The organism is Luteimonas sp. MC1828, from assembly GCF_016461615.1.
In the GTDB taxonomy this organism is placed as follows: Bacteria; Pseudomonadota; Gammaproteobacteria; order Xanthomonadales; family Xanthomonadaceae; genus Luteimonas.
In genome coordinates, this window is the sequence record NZ_JAEMNY010000001.1 from 921,448 (window position 1) to 936,413 (window position 14,966).

The window sequence follows — 14,966 nt, forward strand, 5'->3', positions numbered from 1 at the left end:
GGGCCGCTCTATACAGCGGACTAGTCAGAGGCGGCCGTCGACTGCTTCGCGCGGGAGGACATACTTGACGTCGTACAGGACCGATTCCGGCTTACCGTACGCGCGGATCCCGTCGACCCCCAGGGCCCGGAACTCGTCATGCCCCACGGCTACGATCACCGCGTCGTAGGCGCGCTGCTCCGGCTCCATCGTCACCAGCCCGTACTCGTGCTTCGCCTCGCCCGCATCCACCCACGGGTCGCACACGTCGACGCGCGCGTTGTAGCCCTGCAGCGCGCCAATGATGTCCACCACCCGAGTGTTCCGCAGGTCCGGGCAGTTCTCCTTGAACGCCAGCCCCAGGATCAGGATCCGTGCACGCACCGGGTTGATGCCGTTGCGCACCATCAGCCGGATCACCTCGCCCGCCACGTACGCGCCCATGCCGTCGTTGGTGCGGCGGCCGGCCAGGATCACGTCCGGGTGGTGCCCCACTTCCTGCGCCTTGTGCGTGAGGTAGTACGGATCCACGCTGATGCAGTGCCCACCCACCAGGCCCGGGCGGAACGGCAGGAAGTTCCACTTGGTGCCGGCGGCTTCCAGCACTTCCAGCGTGTCGATGCCGAGCTTGTTGAACAGGATGGCCAGGTCGTTGACCAGGGCGATGTTGAGGTCGCGCTGGGTGTTTTCGATGACCTTGGCGGCCTCGGCCACCTTGATGCTGCTGGCCTTGTGGGTGCCGGCGGTGATGATGCTGGCGTACAGCGCGTCCACGAAGTCCGCGGCGGCCGGCGTGGAGCCGGAGGTCACCTTCATGATGGTGGTGACGCGGTGCTGCTTGTCGCCGGGGTTGATGCGTTCCGGCGAATAGCCGCAGAAGAAGTCGACGTTGAACGTCAGCCCGCTCACCTGCTCCAGGATCGGCACGCACACTTCTTCGGTGCAGCCGGGATACACGGTGGACTCGTACACCACGGTATCGCCAGGTTGCAGCACCTTGCCCAGCGACTCGCTCGCCTTGCGCAGCGGGGTGAGGTCCGGGCGGCGGGCGCTGTCGATGGGCGTGGGCACGGTGACCACGTACACGTTGCAGTCGCGGATGCCTTCAAGGTCGCTGGTGAAGCCCAGCTGCGTGGCGCTGGCCAGGAGCTCCGGCTCCACCTCGAGCGTGCTGTCCTTGCCGGCGCGCAGTTCGGCCACGCGCGCGGCGTTGATGTCGAAGCCCACGGTGGCGTACTGCTTGCCGAACTCGACGGCGAGCGGCAGGCCCACGTAGCCCAGGCCCACCACGGCGATGCGCGTGGCGCCAGGCGCCGGAAACTGGTTCATGCGGTAACCCCTGACAAGTTGATGGCGATTATCCCGTCTTGACGGGCAGTCGATGCGGGTCGCGGCCATGGCTTGCGCGCATGGCCTGCGCCGCGGCAATCCCGGCCAGCGCGGCGGCCACCGCCAGCATGGCCGGCGTGCGCAGCGGGTAGTCGACGATGGAGTGCGCCAGGATGGCCGCCAGCGCCACCAGCGCGGTCACGCCCAGGCCGCGCGCATCCGCCGGCAGCCGCCACAGGCCGCGCACGGTCAGCGCGAGCGCCGCGGCGCCCAGCACCATGGCGATGAGCGCCGGCACGCCGGCCTCCAGCCACCACTGCGCGTACTCGTTGTGGGCGTGGTTGATGTAGTTGCCCATGAGCATCTCGCGCGGGGCTTCCTGTTCGAACACCGGCACGTAGCTGCCCAGGCCCGAGCCCGCGGGCGCGAAGCGCGCGGCGATGTCCCCGGTGACGGCGCGCAGCGGGGCGCGCAGCTCGTCCACGGTGTCCACCTGCATCCAGCGCAGCGCCGCGAGCAGGCCGACCCCCGCCAGCGCCAGGCTTGCGGCCAACATGACGCGGCCGCGGCGGCTGCCACGCCACGCCGGCCAGTGCGCCGCCACCACCACGCCGCAGGCGAGGATGAAAAGCACCACGCCGGCGCGCGAGCCGGTGAGCGGCAGGGCCACGGCGGCCAGCAGCATCACAAGTGCTGAAACCGCCATGGTCGCCGCGCGGTGTGGGCGCCCGCTGGGCCAGCGGCCCACGGCCGTGGCCAGCCGCGCACAGGCCAGCGTGGCGGCGACCACCAGCAGCGTGGCCTGGTGGTTGGGGTTGGCAAAGAAGCCGTTCATGGCCGGCTGCCACTGCGGGTAGGGGTTGAGCGCGCTTTCCTGCGGGGCGCCGAGCTGGGCGATGCCGAGCAGCAGGCTGGCCACGGCCATCAGCACCACCACCACCGCCAGCCTGCGCTGCGCCTGCGTGGGCAGCGCCAGGGTGAGTGCGAACACCGCGAGTGCGGGCAACAGGGCGAAGCCGGCATCGCGTGTGGCGGCGGGCGCGAGCGTCCACTGCGTGGGCGCTTCCGCACCGAAGCGCTGCAGGTCCTGGGCCAGCTCTGCCCTGCCCTCGCCGCCCGCCATGGCGCCGGGCAGCCACAGCTGCAGCAGCGGGATGGCCAGCACCGCGGCGATGAAGGCGAGCCACGCCCACGGCACGGGGCCCGTGGCGGGTACGGCGCTGTCCGCGCGGCTGTAGAGCAACACGTAGGCACCCCAGGCGATCAGCGGCAGCGCCAGCAGGCGCGCGGCGAATACACCGCCGCCGGATTCCTGCGAACTGCCGCCGGCGACCAGCGACAACACCAGCAGCGCGACGACGGCAGCCAATGCCGCCGTGTCACGCCCGCGTAAACCTGCGGTGGCTGATGCGCCGTCCATGCGTTGATCGATTCCCCAATAAAAACGGGACGGGGCAAGCCCGTCCCGTCGGATGTCTGCCGGCCCCGTCAGGGGCGTTGGTCAGCGGCTGACCGGCGGCGGTGCGACGTAGTCGACGTCATCCATGCTGGCCAGGCCGGCCGCGCCCAGCACGGCTACCCCGGAGATGATGGCGGCGCCGCCCAGGTCCACGCCGGCAGTGGCAGCGGCGTTGGAGCCGCCCGCGCCACCGGCCGCAACGCAGGTCGCCGGCACGCCGTACACGCCAGCGCTGCGCATCGGCTGGGTGCAGCCGTTGGGATACACGAGGGTGGCGCTGCTGCCTTCGGCAAGCATGACGCGCGAGCCGCTGCGCACCTGGGTACCGGACGCCGCCGTGGCGAACTCACCGCCCGTGCTCACCATGGCGCTGCCGCTGTCGATGCGGAGCGTGGCACCGGCACCCTGCGCCAGGACAGGCGCGGAGAAAACGGTGGCGAGTGCAACGGTAAGCAGCAGCGAGGTCTTCATGGAATCCTTCCAGATATTGCGAGGGGAGCGGCATGACGCGCCGCAACACAGGGTAGTGCAATCAAGCGGACGCGCGCAACCGCAAATAGCGTTGAATTCCCTGCATTTTCAACAGGATGGTTCAGCGGGATGACGGCTGCGTGACAGCTCAGCGGCTGATCGGCGCGTTGTTGTTGTCGTCGTCGCCGCCACCGCCGCCGGCAACCGCGGCGATCACCGCAACGCCACCGACGATGCCGAGCACCGTGCCGGTGCTGACGCCGCTGCGTGAAGTGCTGGCGAGGTTGCAGTCCGGGGTGACCGTGTAGACGCCGGCTGTGGACAGCGACTTGCCGCAGCCGTTGCCGTACTGCAGCGACGCGCTGCCGCCTTCCGGCACCAGCACGCGATGGCCGGGAGCGATGGCCTGCCCGCTTGTGGCCTGGGCGAACTCACCGCCGGTGCTGACCAGCACGCTGCCGCTGTCGACGTTCAACGCGATGGCGGGTGCCGCGCTCTGTGCATGCGCGCTGGCGGCGCACGCACTGGCTAAGAAGAGGCTGGCGATATGAAGGGCGATGCGTGACATGTGGTAGTCCGTCCGTGGGTTGGCGCTGTGCAACAACGCGACATCATGCAGGAATCGTGCCAGTCGGTCCAGCCGAGCCGGGCCTTGGCGTTGGGGGCTGCGCCCGATGGATGACGTCAGTCGACGCGCGTGATGGTGACGTCGGTCACATGCAGTTCGCCGCGCAGCACCTGGGCCACGCCACGTGGCGCCGGGTTGACCAGGCGCAGCCACTGGCCTTCGCAGCCGTCGCTGGCCGGCACTTCCAGCGGAAGTTCCAGCGTGGTCCAGTCGCGTGCCTCGCGCACGCGCGCGCCCTGCGCGATGCGGGTGCGGCCGTCGCCGCAGGTGAGGGTCCATTCCAGGCCCTGGTCAGAATGCAGGCCGCGGGTGCGGGCGCGAAGGGTCAACAGGTGACGCCCCGGGGCCAGCAGCAGCGGATGTTCCAGCCCGACATTGGCCACCGGCCGGCCCAGGAACGCGAAGCGCGCGGCGTGCGCGCCGCCGGGCAACGCGATGCGGTCGAAGACCACGCCGTTGGTGCGGAGCAGGCGCCAGTCGAAGCCGCTGGACGTGGGCGTGCGTGCGAAGTCGCCGTTCCACGGCACCGGCAGGCGCTCCGGCACCACGTCGAGGCCACTCACCCAGCGTGCGTAGGCGCTGCCCCAGCGGCCGTCCTTGAGCATGCCGTCGATCCAGCGTGCCACCTCGTCCGGCGCGAGTCGGCCGTGCGCGCGCAGGGCGCCGTGCAGGTTGTCGGCGGCATCCGGCAGGCCGGAACTGGCGGCAGCGCGCAGGATGGCCGGGCGCCAGCGCGGATGGTGTGCAAGATGCGTGGCCAGCGCTTCGGCAAAGGCCGGATCCTGCGACAGCTGGGCCAGCATCGGCATCAGCTCGCGGTGGCTGCTGCTGGCGACGCTGAGCATGGCGTCCAGGTGATCGATGGCGCTGGCGTATTCGCCCGCCTCGAGCGCGCGGGTGGCGAGCCAGCCGCGCACGTGCAGGTCGCGTGGCGCGCGGCGCACGGCGGACTGGTAGCGCTGGCGCACGTCGTGGGCGCTGCCCTCGCCCGCCAGCGCGGCGGCAAGGATGCCGAAGGCGCGGCCCTGCGCCGGTTCGCGCGCCAACACGCTGCGGGCGATGGCGGCGGCGGACTGGTTGTCACCGGCGCGCAGTTGCGCCCGGGCTTCGGCGAGGTCGGCCGTGATCGCCGCCGTGTCGCCGCGGCTCGCGACCAGGCGCACGCCGGTGAACGCGAGCGCCGCCAGCAATGCGGCGAACAGCAGCCAGCGCGCGGCGCTCATCGCGCGGGCTCCAGGTGCAGGCGGGCCACGCGCCAGACATCATCGTGGCGCGCTAGCTCGACGCGCAGCAGGCCGGTTTCGACGGTGCCGCGGCGATCGCTGACGCGGTAGGCGCCGAGCATGGTGGCGACGTGGGTATCGAGGGTCCAGCCGGGCGCGTCGACGGCCATCCGCAGCCGTGCGCCGCCGGCGTGGCGAGCGCGCAGCTGCGCGCGGATGCCGGCACCTTCAAGACCGGTGTTCATGTCGAGCCACGCGGGATGCGCATCACCCTGCCCGGCCAGGTAGATGCGGATACCGCGCACCGCGTCTTCGGCTTCGGAGAACAGGCGCAGGGGATCTTCCTGCGACGCCGCTTGAGTCACATCCATCGCCGCGAGCGCGCGTGCTTCCGTGGGTGTCGGCTTCTCGCGGCTGGCGTCGACCGAGGCGGCCTGGCGTTCGCGTGTGGCCGGATGCCTGCTTGAAGCCTCGGGCGTCGGCGCGTACGTGGTGGCGGCCATCGCCGTGGCTGCAGCGGGCGCAGCCGGCTCGGACGGTGGCATGTGCGCGGGCACCGCCATGGATGTCGCCGCCGATGCGGGCGCCGCGGTGGTCGCGGGTGCCGCCGCGGGTCGCTGCTCCGCCGCTATCACTTCGACCTCATCGAGCCGGTGCGGGAGCGACGTGATCATCTGCGTTGCGATGTCCGGCGCGGCGCGACGTGGCGCGGCCGGTGCGGTGCCGAACGGGTCTTCGAAGTTGTCTTCGCGGTGCACCGCAAACCAGGCCAGCACGACACACAGCAGCGTCAACAGCAGCACGGTGAGCGGGCCGGCGATCTGGTTGCGCGGGCGCTCGACCATCGCAGCGTCCCGCCGTGGACGCACCGCCGCAGCTGTTGCGCCGGGGCCATCCGGTGCACCGAGGCTGGCGTCGTAGTCGCTGCGCGCGGACTGCAGGCGGAGCTGGTTCCAGGCCTGGTTGACGCGGGTGGCGAACGCGGAATCCCAGTGCGCGCCTTCGCTGCGGTCGGGGTGCAGCCAGCGCAGCAGGTGGCGGTGGTGGTCGCGGATCTCGGTGTGCGCCGCATCGCGCTGCACGCCGAGCACGCGATAGGCGTCGGCATCCTCGGCCAGCAACACCTGCTGCACGTAGAAGCGCGTGGCTTCGAGCAGTTCGCCCTGCGCATGCCCGGTGCGGTCGGCGGCGGCGCGTGCGCGCTCCGGCGAGCCGGAAGCGATGGCCAGCAGCTCGCCCATGCCGTCCGGCAGCGCCCGCGCGCGCAGCGTGCTGCGAAGCGCGGGGGCACGCAGCAGCCCGAGCGCCACATCCAGCGCGTCGTCGCTCCCCGTGGTCATCCCCGCGCCCCGTTACTTGCCGGCGAGCTTCGGCGTGGTGCCGTAGGAGTAGTACGAGGCGTAGTCGTAGCCGTAGCCGGCGACCTTGGCGTCGTAATGCGTGAGCAGGCCGCCGATGACGCGCGCGCGCGCCGCGGCCAGGCGCTTGAGCGCCGCCTGCGCGGTCTTGATGCGCGTCTCGCCGGCCTGCACCACCAACAGCGTGCCCGACACCACGTTGGACAGGATCGGTGCGTCGGCAATGCCGAGCACCGGCGGGCCGTCGATGATCACCTGGTCGTAGGTTTCCGCGGCGACGGTCAGCATCGACAGCAGGCGGCTGCCGGACAGCAGCTCCGCCGGGTTGGGCGGCAGCGGGCCGGCGAGGATCACCTTCAGGCGCTCGTCGTCGGTATCCATCACGACTTCGCTGGCGCTGGCGGCGCCGGCGAGCAGGCTGGACAGCCCGGTTTCCGAACGCACGCCGAGCACCTTGTGCAGCGACGGGTTGCGCAGGTCGGCTTCGATCAGCAGCACGCGCTTGCCGAGCTGGGTGAAGTTGCGCGCCAGCGTGTGCGCGGTGGTGGACTTGCCTTCCGACGCGCTGGGGCTGGTGACCAGCAGCACCTTGGGCACGCCGCGGTCGGTGGAGAACTGCAGTGCGGTGCGCACCGAGCGGTAGGCTTCGGAGAACGCCGAGCGCGGGTCGCCCATGGCGGCGGCCACGCTCTGCTTGCGCAGGTTGGGGATGATGCCGAGCACGGCGAGGCGCAGGTGTTGCTCGATGTCTTCCGGGCTCTTCAGCGTGTCGTCGAGGAACTCGAGCACGAACGCCAGCAGCACGCCCAGCATCAGGCCGAGCAGAAGCCCGATGGCGAGATTCTTCGACAGGCTGGGCTTGAAGCGGCCGGTCGGCACGATGGCGCGGTCGACGATGGAGATGTTGTTGGCGCCCACGCCCGCGCCGCCGGCGACACCGATCTCCTTGTAGCGCTGCAGCAGGCCGTCATACAGCTGGCGGTTGGTATCCACCTCGCGGCGCAGGATGTTGTAGTCGATGGAGCGGCTGTCGACGTCCAGGGTCTTGGTGCGCAGGCTGTTGAGCTGCGCGACCAGCATGGTCTCGCGCGCCTGGGCGGCGTCGTACTCGGCCTTGATGGAGCCACGCACGGACGCGCGCTCCTGCCCGATCTGGCGGTCGACTTCGTCGATCTGGCCCTTCAGCGCCTGCATGCTCGGGTATTCCGGCTTGTAGGTCTGCAGCTGCTGCTGGTACTGCGCGTTGAGCGTGGCGCGCTGCTGCTGCAGGGTGTTGAGGATGGAGGTGCCGATGGCCGCGGCCGGCAGCGCGCCGCCGCCGCTGACCTGGCTCCACGCGGCCTGGGCGCGGATGCGATCGTCCTGGGCGCTGGCCAACGCCGCGTTGAGCGCGCCGAGGTTCTGGCTTTCCAGCGACTGGCTGCCCTCGCCGCTGGCGACGATGTTTTCCTTGGTGGCGAACGCCACCAGCGCGCGCTCGGATTCTTCCAACCGGCCCTTGGCGAGCGCGAGCTGCTCTTCCAGGTACTTGCTGGCGTATGACGACGCGTCGAACTTGCGCTCGATCGCCGACGCGATGAAACCGTCGGCCACCGCGTTGACCACGCGCGCGGAGAACGCGGGCAGCGTGGAGTCGTAGTGCACGCGCACCAGGCGCGAGTTGCGCACCGGCTCGACCGTCAGGCCGCCACGGACGATGCCGACGGCCTGGCCGAGATTGGCCAGCTCGTCGGACCCGGTGTTTTCGTCGATGGGCTCGGGCAGCGCCTCGGCATCGGCGGCGGCATCGGCCTTCGATTCCGGGCGCAGCGCACCGGTGGCACGCTTCCACCAGGTGGTGGAACCGAGGTGGTCGACGGTGGCGGCATCGATCTGCAGCTCGTTGGCGACGCGCTCGGCCAGGCTGCGGCTCTTGAGCAGTTCGTACTGGGTCTGCAGGAAGTCGGGCGCGGAGCCTTCGGCGTTGCCCACGCCTTCGATGTTCATGACCTGCACCGACTCTCGGTCGATCTGCAGCGTGGCCGAGGCGCGGTACACCGGCGGCATCATCAGCGTGGCGATCAGCGCCAGCGCCACCACCGCGCCAAGCACGCCGAGCACCAGCCAGCGGCGCTTGACCAGGATGCGCCAGTAGGCGAGCAGGTCGATCTCGTCGTCGTCGCCGCGCTTGTCGTCGAAGAGGTCCAGCGCCAGCGTGCGCCCGTCAGTGGTGGCGGGCAGCTGCGCGCCTTCGCGGCGCACCGGAAGGTTGCTCCTGGAATCGTCCGCCGGATGGCCCGGCAGCTTGTCGTCTTGCATGCGTGTTGTTGTCCGTAACCGTAGTGGCGCTCAGAGCGCGAAGAACAGGCCCAGCGCAGGCACCGTGCGCAGGAATTCGCGGAACGCCGACTTGCTGCCGGAACGCTCGATCACGATGATGTCGTCGCCGTACACCTGCGCATCCGGCATGTCGCCGCGGCGCACCGCGGCCAGATCAAACGCGGCGGCCATGCGCTTGCCCTCGACCTGGCGGAACAGCACCACGCCTTCGAGGTCCGCGAACTCGTCCAGCCCCTCGGCCATCGCCACTGCCTGCAGAAGCGTGGTCTTGCCGGTCAGCGGATAGATGCCCGGCTTCTTGACCGCGCCCTCCAGGGTGACACGCTGGCTGGTGTACTCCTTGACGAAGATGCTGACCTGCGGGTTCTGCAGGTAGCCCTGGGCGTACTTGGCGGCGAGCTCGGACTCGAGCTCGGGCACGGTCTTGCCGCCGGCCATCACGCTGCCGACCAGCGGCACGTTGATCAGCCCGTTGGAGTTGACGCGCGCCTGGTGCTTCAGCTCATCCACGCCGAACACGCTGATGTCCAGCAGGTCCTGGGCGCCGACGCGGTAGTCGGTGGCGCCTTCGTAGGCGCCGGACGCGGTGGTGGTATCCGGCGGCGGCAGCACCACGCCCATGTTGGCGCGGTGCGCGCTGCGGTTGGGCGAGGCGCAGGCGCCCAGCACCAGGGCCAGCAACACCGCGAACAGGACGATCCAGGACTTACGCATATATATAGCCTCGTGACAGAAGCGCCGTCGCCGTCATGCGGAACGGAGCAGGCGCGACCAGAACGGCTTGCGCGCCCTGGCAGGTGGTGCGGGAAGGGGCGGCAGTGTATCTCCTGCGGAATTCAGGATCATGGCGGCCGGCCGGGTGACAACCATGTGCCCGGCCTCTTCGGCGCCCACCAGGCGGGCCGCGGCTTCGCGGCCTTCGGCCAGCAGCGGCGGCCGGCGCGTGGGATGGTGGGCATCCGTGGCGAGGATGTGGCAGTGACCTTCGCCCACGAACCGCTCGCCCCAGTACTGCGCGCGGCGGCCGAAGCGGCCGGTCAGCGCGCCGGCGGTGACCTGCATGAACACCCCGCGCCCGGCGAGGCGCACGAAGGTGTCGTAGTGCTGCTCCACCCAGGTGAGCCGCTCGGGATGTGTGACCACGGGCACATAACCCGCGGCCATGAGTCCGAACATGGTGTCTTCCAGCCGCGGCGGCGCCACGTGGTGCGGCGGCTCGAACAGCAGGTAGCGCGAGCCGGCGAGCGTTGGAATGCGGCCGTCGCGGATGCCCGCGGCGAGGCCCTGGTCGAGGTGCACGTCGGCGCCTTCCACCAGCTTCAGGGCGATGCCCTCGCGGTCCAGCTCGGCCTGCAGCGCCACGATCGCGGCGCGGATGTCCGGGCCCTTGTTCTCGTACATGCCGGGGTAGATATGCGGCGTACACGCCGTCACCGTGATGCCATCGGCCACCGCGATGCGCGCCATCTCCAGCGACATGGCAAGGTCAACCGCCCCGTCATCGATCGCGGGGAGCAGGTGGCAATGGAGATCGAACATGCCGCGGATCCGTGTGGCAGCGCGCAGGGGGCGCAGCCGGGCACTTTACCACCCCAACCTTTACCCCTCCTCACACTGGGCGCCGCCGGTGTGGCACGAAGCCCCGAGTGCCGTGTGGTGGCCGCCCCGAGTGCTCTTTGGTGGCCGTGAGGCCTTCGCGGCTCATGTCCCCCGGATCCGCCTGGCGGCGGATGCCTCCTCCTTTACTTCCCCGCGAAGGCCTCACGGCCACTTCGGGTCTGTTTGGCGGCTGCGGGTACCGGAGAGCAAAGCAGCCGCTCGCGGGGTGTGCCTTTCGGCCACGCGCAATGTGGCGCACCGGGTGCCAAGGGCCTTGAGGGCGAAGTCAAGGAGGAGGCATCCGCCGCAGGCGGATCCGGGGGACATGAGTCCTCAAGGCCCTTGGTACCCGGCACCCGGCACCCGCATTGAGCAAAAAAAAAGGATCAGGTCCATTCGCCCGTCGGCAAATGCACCTGACCCTTTTCGTTCTTTGGAGGCCTCAGTCGGAATCGAACCGGCGTACGCGGATTTGCAGTCCGCTGCATGACCACTCTGCCATGAGGCCCACGTAAAACTGTTCAACGCGGCGCATTGCTGCGCCTGACACAACAAGACCCCGTTGCCGGGGTCTTGTCTCAAAACTGGAGCGGGAAACGAGACTCGAACTCGCGACCTCAACCTTGGCAAGGTTGCGCTCTACCAACTGAGCTATTCCCGCGTTGAGCCAGGCATTTTACGTGTCGCGGATACGTTGTCAACAGGTGCGCCCTCACTTGCGCGAAGTATCGGCCACGCCGCGCGCAGGTACTCGAATCCGGACCACAGCGTGAGCAGCGCGGCCACCGCCAGCAGCCAGTCGCCGATGTGGAAAATGGGCTCGCCGAGCCACGCCGACGGCCGCGGCGGATTCTTGTCGGGCGTCACCGCGTACAGCAGCGCGAGCAGCGCCACCATCTGCACCACCGTCTTGATCTTGCCGATGGTGGCCACCTTGACCGTGGCGCTCTGCCCCAGCTCCGCCATCCACTCGCGCAGCGCCGACACCGCGATCTCGCGGCCCACGATCACCGCCGCCCAGAACGCCATCCACGGCGTGGGATGGCCCTGCACGATCAGGAACAGCGCGGTGGCGACCATCAGCTTGTCGGCCACCGGATCCAGGAAGGCGCCGAACGCCGAGTACTGGTTGTAGCGGCGCGCGATCCAGCCATCCAGCCAGTCGGTGATGGCGGCGAAACCGAAGATCGCCGCGGTCAGGAAATTGCTCCACTGCCAGGGCAGGTAGAACATGAGCACCATCACCGGAATGAGGATGATGCGCAGCAGGGTGAGCCAGGTAGGGATGGTGAGCTTCATTGGTCTCGCGTGGCCTTGGCGCCCGACGCGGGGGCGTCCAGGCCGTGCAGTGTGGCGTAAATCCGTTCCGCGAGCGCCTGGTTGACGCCTTCGACGCGCGCGATTTCTTCGATGCCGGCCGCGCGCAGCCCACCCAGCCCGCCGAAATGCTTGAGCAGGCTGGCGCGCCGGCGCGGGCCGATGCCGGGGATGTCTTCGAGCCGACTGGTGCTGCGCGCCTTCTGCCGGCGTCCGCGATGGCCGGTGATGGCGAAGCGGTGCGCTTCGTCGCGCACCTGCTGCACCAGCTGCAGGCCGGACGATGCGGCGCCGGGCTGCAGCTCGCGGCCGTCCGGGAGCAGCAGCGTTTCATGCCCGGCCTTGCGCGCTTCGCCCTTGGCCACGCCGACCACGGTGACGCCCTGGATGCCGAGTTCGCCGAGCACCGCATTGGCCTGCGCCACCTGCCCCGCGCCGCCGTCGATCAGCAGCACGTCGGGCAGCAACGGACCGTCGCCCTCGCCCGCCGCGCTGTCGGCGGCGCGGCGGAAACGCCGCGACAGCGCCTGGTGCATGGCGGCGTAGTCGTCGCCCGGCTCGATGCCGGCGATGTTGTAACGCCGGTACTGGCCGCGCACCGGACCCTCGCCATCGAACACCACGCACGAGGCCACCGTGGCCTCGCCCATGGTGTGGCTGATGTCGAAACATTCGATGCGCCTTGCCGGCGCCGCCAGGCCCAGCAGTTCACGCAGCGATTCCGCGCGTGCGGCCTGCGCCGCCTGGCTGCCGAGCATGGTGGCCAGCTGCTGCTCCGCGTTGCGCCGCGCCATGTCGAGATACCCGGCGCGCTCGCCGCGCACGCTGGGCTTGATGACCACCTTGCGCCCGGCCTGCAGCGAGAACGCGTCCTGCAGCAGGTCGATGTCCTCGATGACACGGTCGAGCACGATTTCCTGCGGCGGCACCTGGCCGGTGTAGTACTGCGACACGAACGCCGCCAGCACTTCGGCCGGTTCGTCGACGCCGTTGGTTTTCGGGAAGAACGCGCGGGTGCCGAAGTTGCGGCCGTCGCGGAACGCCAGCAGCAGCACGCAGGCGTGCGTGCCTTCCATGGCGATGGCCAGCACGTCGAGATCCGCGGCGCGGCCGTCGACATATTGCCGCGCCTGCATGCTGCGCAGGCTGGCCAGCGTGTCGCGCAGGCGCGCGGCGCGCTCGAACGCGAGCGCGGCACTGGCGGCTTCCATGCCGGCTGCGAGCTCGTCGACCAGCTGGTCGCTGCGGCCTTCGAGGAACAGGCGCACGCGGCGCACGGCGTCGTCGTATTCCGCCCGCTCCACGAAGCCCACGCACGGCGCGCTGCAGCGGCCGATCTGGTACTGCAGGCAGGGCCGCGTGCGGTTGCGGAACACGCTGTCCTCGCAGCTGCGCAGCTTGAACAGCTTGTGCAGCAGGTTGAGCGTCTCGCGCACGGCCATCACGCTGGGGTATGGGCCGTAGTAATTGCCGGGCACGGCCTGCGGGCCGCGGTGCATGGTGATGCGCGGCGATTCCTCGCGCGTGAGCAGGATGTAGGGATAGCTCTTGTCGTCGCGCAGCAGCACGTTGTAGCGCGGCTTGAGCGATTTGATCAGCTGGTTTTCGAGCAGCAGCGCCTCGGCCTCGGTGCGCGTGACCGTGACCTCCATGCGCGCGACCTGCGCCAGCATGGCCATGGTGCGTGGGCTCTTGGGGCTGGCGCTGAAGTAGCTGGCGACGCGCTTGCGAAGCGCGCCGGCCTTGCCGACATACAGCACGCTGTCGTCGGCGGCGTGCATTCGGTACACGCCCGGTGCGGTGCTCAAGCCACGGACGAAGGCCTTGCCGTCGAACACGTTGCCGCTGCCGGCCGCGGTCATTCGCCGATGGGGACGTGGCGCAGCGCGCCATCCCGGGTGTCGAGGCGCAGCACGGCGTGCGCATCGGTATCGGCAATCCAGACCACGCCGTCGGCGACGGCCAGGCCGCAGGGCGCGTGCAGGCGCTGCGGCAGCGGCCAGGTGCTGAGTTCGCCGCCACCAAGGCGCAGCGAGCGCAGGCAATCGTTGCCGCTGTCGGCGATCCACAGCACCGGCGATTTGGGATCGAGCGCGATCGCCTGCGGCTGCTGCAGCGCGGCTTCGGTGCGCGCGCCATCGGCGTCGCCGTGGTTCCAGGCGTCGCGGCCCACCAGGGTGGTGACCTGGCCGCTGCGCGCGTTGAGCGAACGGATCGCCGAGCCGGCGGCATCGCAGACGTAGACGACCTGTTGCACCGATGCCAGCGCGACCGGCTCGGCGAACGCCGCCGTGCCGCCCGTGCCATCAACCACGTCCAGCTCGCCCGAACCGGCCAGCAGCGTGATGCCCGGCGTGCCGAGGTCGTAGCGCCACACGCGGTTGTCGCCGGCGGTGGCGATGAACATGGCGCCCGCGGCCAGCGACACCGCGCGCGGCTGGTCAAGGGCCACCATGCGCGGATCCACGACCGGGCCTTCGGTGGGCGTGCCCGGGCGGCCAGCGCCGAGCACGGTGTCGATATCGCCGCTGCGCAGCTGGATGCGGCGCACGGCGTGGTTGCCGGCATCGGCGACGTAGAGCATGTCGCGCTCGATGCACAGGCCCTGCGGCCGATTGAGCGCGGACAGCTCCATCGGGCCGTCGATGAAGCCCGGGCCGCCGGAGCCGAACTGGCGCAGCACGCGGCCGGAGTGGTCGCACTCCAGCACGCGGTGGTGGCCGCTGTCGGCCACGTAGAGGTAGTTGCCGGACAGCGCGATCCCCACCGGGAAGCGCAGCGGCAGCACCGGCTCGCCGACGCGGCGCATCTCGATGGGCTCGACGTTGCGCGAGCGCGGCTTGGCCTCGGCGCTCAGCGCCGCGACCGCCGAGTCCAGCTCGCGCAGCTGGCCGTCGCCGGTGAAGCGCTCGCGGATGCGGCCATCGGCGTCGATCAGCACCACCGTCGGCCAGGCTTCGATGCCGTAGTGCTGCCACAGCGTCCAGTCGGCGTCGTGGACGATCGGGAATTCGAAGGTCTGTCGGTTCAGGCGCTTGGCGACGCGGCGCGGGTCGCGTTCATGGTCGAAGCGCGGCACGTGCACGGCCACGACGTTGAGCCGTTCGCCATGGCGTCCGCGCAGGTGCGCGAGATCGACCATGCGCTGCATCGACCACGCCGATCCCGCGTTGACGAACGCCAGCGCGCAGACACGACCGCGCAGCTGCGCCATGCGCACCGGCGCGGTGGTGTTGAGCCATTCCAGGCTGGGCGGGAATTCCGGGGCGAGGACTGCATCCATC

At 70.1% G+C, this 14,966-nt stretch carries 12 protein-coding genes and 2 tRNA genes; all 14 read right to left on the reverse strand.

What is annotated here, in order from left to right:
* Positions 1-24: 24 nt before the first annotated feature.
* A complete protein-coding gene (tviB, locus tag JHB91_RS04315) occupies positions 25-1,308 on the reverse strand; it encodes a Vi polysaccharide biosynthesis UDP-N-acetylglucosamine C-6 dehydrogenase TviB (RefSeq protein ID WP_199471718.1) in 1,284 nt (427 codons plus the stop codon).
* A 28-nt stretch (positions 1,309-1,336) separates the two neighbouring features.
* Entirely contained in the window at positions 1,337-2,677 is a 1,341-nt protein-coding gene (locus JHB91_RS04320; RefSeq protein ID WP_199471720.1) for an O-antigen ligase family protein, read from the reverse strand.
* A gap of 132 nt (positions 2,678-2,809) precedes the next feature.
* Positions 2,810-3,238 (reverse strand): hypothetical protein, encoded by a 429-nt coding sequence (locus JHB91_RS04325; protein WP_199471722.1) that lies wholly within the window; start codon positions 3,236-3,238, stop codon positions 2,810-2,812.
* A gap of 148 nt (positions 3,239-3,386) precedes the next feature.
* Positions 3,387-3,806, reverse strand: coding sequence for a hypothetical protein (locus JHB91_RS04330; RefSeq protein ID WP_199471724.1), 420 nt, complete (start codon positions 3,804-3,806; stop codon positions 3,387-3,389).
* Between the two features lie 116 nt (positions 3,807-3,922).
* Positions 3,923-5,089 (reverse strand): hypothetical protein, encoded by a 1,167-nt coding sequence (locus JHB91_RS04335; RefSeq protein ID WP_199471727.1) that lies wholly within the window; start codon positions 5,087-5,089, stop codon positions 3,923-3,925.
* A complete protein-coding gene (locus JHB91_RS04340) occupies positions 5,086-6,429 on the reverse strand; it encodes a DnaJ domain-containing protein (protein WP_199471730.1) in 1,344 nt (447 codons plus the stop codon). Before JHB91_RS04340 ends, JHB91_RS04335 begins: the two co-directional genes overlap by 4 nt.
* Positions 6,430-6,441: 12 nt before the next feature.
* Entirely contained in the window at positions 6,442-8,745 is a 2,304-nt protein-coding gene (locus JHB91_RS04345; RefSeq protein ID WP_199471733.1) for a polysaccharide biosynthesis tyrosine autokinase, read from the reverse strand.
* A gap of 30 nt (positions 8,746-8,775) precedes the next feature.
* Positions 8,776-9,480, reverse strand: a complete 705-nt coding sequence (locus JHB91_RS04350) for a polysaccharide biosynthesis/export family protein (RefSeq protein WP_199375640.1) — start codon at positions 9,478-9,480, stop codon at positions 8,776-8,778.
* 33 nt (positions 9,481-9,513) lie between these two features.
* The gene (locus tag JHB91_RS04355) at positions 9,514-10,305 is read right to left on the reverse strand and encodes a CpsB/CapC family capsule biosynthesis tyrosine phosphatase (protein WP_199471736.1); all 792 of its coding nucleotides are present in this window, start codon (positions 10,303-10,305) and stop codon (positions 9,514-9,516) included.
* A 494-nt stretch (positions 10,306-10,799) separates the two neighbouring features.
* Positions 10,800-10,873: transfer RNA gene (locus tag JHB91_RS04360), tRNA-Cys, on the reverse strand.
* 77 nt (positions 10,874-10,950) lie between these two features.
* A tRNA-Gly gene (locus JHB91_RS04365) sits at positions 10,951-11,026 on the reverse strand.
* Positions 11,017-11,664, reverse strand: a complete 648-nt coding sequence (pgsA, locus tag JHB91_RS04370; protein WP_199375636.1) for a CDP-diacylglycerol--glycerol-3-phosphate 3-phosphatidyltransferase — start codon at positions 11,662-11,664, stop codon at positions 11,017-11,019. The genes JHB91_RS04365 and pgsA overlap by 10 nt, the downstream gene beginning before the upstream one ends.
* A complete protein-coding gene (uvrC, locus tag JHB91_RS04375) occupies positions 11,661-13,544 on the reverse strand; it encodes an excinuclease ABC subunit UvrC (protein WP_199471738.1) in 1,884 nt (627 codons plus the stop codon). Before uvrC ends, pgsA begins: the two co-directional genes overlap by 4 nt.
* Complete coding sequence (locus tag JHB91_RS04380) at positions 13,541-14,965, reverse strand: redoxin family protein (protein WP_199375632.1); 1,425 nt, start codon at positions 14,963-14,965, stop codon at positions 13,541-13,543. The genes uvrC and JHB91_RS04380 overlap by 4 nt, the downstream gene beginning before the upstream one ends.
* Position 14,966: the final 1 nt, after the last annotated feature.